Annotated in this window: 1 protein-coding gene and 1 pseudogene; both read left to right on the forward strand. The window is 58.3% G+C overall.

Annotated elements, in window-relative coordinates; all coding sequences use genetic code 11:
- Positions 1–434 (forward strand): annotated as a pseudogene (locus L692_RS33055) (hypothetical protein); the annotation flags it as partial.
- A 68-nt stretch (positions 435–502) separates the two neighbouring features.
- The coding region (locus tag L692_RS29620; protein WP_036724762.1) for a hypothetical protein at positions 503–1,410 on the forward strand (908 nt) is incomplete at its 3' end.

The raw sequence follows: 1,410 nt of genomic DNA on the forward strand, positions 1-1,410 counted from the left end.
TGCAGCTGCCAGCTACGCTTCCCGCAGGCCCGTACCAGATCCGGGTCGAAGCCGGAAGCGCATCGTATACGCTGGATTATACGGTGCTCAAGCGGATGGAAGACAGCTTCAAGCTGGAGCCGTCATTCAACATGAGCAAGCTTGAAGCCGGCAAATATCTGGACGCCAAGGTCAAGATAACGAACGCCTTGTCCGAAGACAAGCAAGTGTTGATCATCGCCGCGCTCTATGATACGAACGGCGGACTGAAGATGGTCAATCACGCTTACAGCTCCTCGCTTGTTAAAGCGGGCCGGACTCTGCAACTCAACGCGGGCTTCCAGCTTCCGTCCAGTGTAGCGGGATACAAGGTCAAGCTGATGGTCTGGGAAGGCGAGGACCTGATCAACACTACCATGATGCCTCTGGCAGACGTAGCAGAGTTGACTCCATAACCATTTACTAATGAAGGAACCCGGCGGGAAATGCCCCGCCGGGGCTCCTGCTTAGAGGGAGGCGCACAATGAAGAAGAGCATATCTGCACTAATCCTGATCCTTCTCCTTTCCACACTCTGGCAGGGAATAGCTTCCGCTGCGGAAACCGTCTGGTTCACGGACGTCTCGGCAAGCGCAGACGCGTCCGCCAAGCAGGCGACGGTTACGGGGAAGGTGGCGTCGGGAGCGGGGCAGCTCGTAACGATCAAGGTAGTGGACCCCGGCGGACGGTTTTTTCTGGACAGCGTAGCAAGCGGGGCCGGCGGCGTGTTCACTTTTAAGTGGAACATTTCCGCCGAGGGTAAATATGAGGTTCAGCTCGGCACGGAGAGCAGCGGCACCCCGTATACAACGGGCTTTACCTACGGGGGGACGCCATCTCCCACTCCAACCCCGTCAACGGGTCCCGGTTCGGCGGTTGCTTCGACGGCTTCTCCCTCGAATATCATACGGGTGACCGAGGATAAGCTTACCCTGAACGAAGGCTTGAAAGAGGCGGTGTTCACGCTTGAAGCAGGAGCGGAAGCGCGCATTCCGGCCGCGCTGCTGGATAAGCTTGCGCAGGGCGGCACCGGTTTGAATCTGGCGGGCGAGGAATTTACGCTTAAGCTGAGTGCTCAGACGCTCCGCGAACTGCTGGGGGAAGTCTCCAAGGCGGGCGGCGGCGAAGTGGCCGTAAGTATCGCTAAAGTGGCGTCCGCTGACAGCGAATCCCTGCTGGCGCTTGCGAAGCAGCGGCAATTAGCGGAGATCAAGCCGGGAAGCAATATATACGAATTCAAGCTGAAGCTGATTGCAAGCAGCGGAGCGGAGAGAGCGGTCGCCGTATTTGAGCATCCGGTTACGCTCCAGCTCAAGGCAAGCGGGCTTGCCGCCGCCAAGCTGGCCGGAATCTATTATATCTCTGACGCCGGGGAGCTTGAGTATATCGGCGG

Origin of the sequence: Paenibacillus forsythiae T98 (assembly GCF_000520735.1) — a bacterium.
Taxonomy (GTDB): Bacteria; Bacillota; Bacilli; order Paenibacillales; family Paenibacillaceae; genus Paenibacillus_AQ; species Paenibacillus_AQ forsythiae.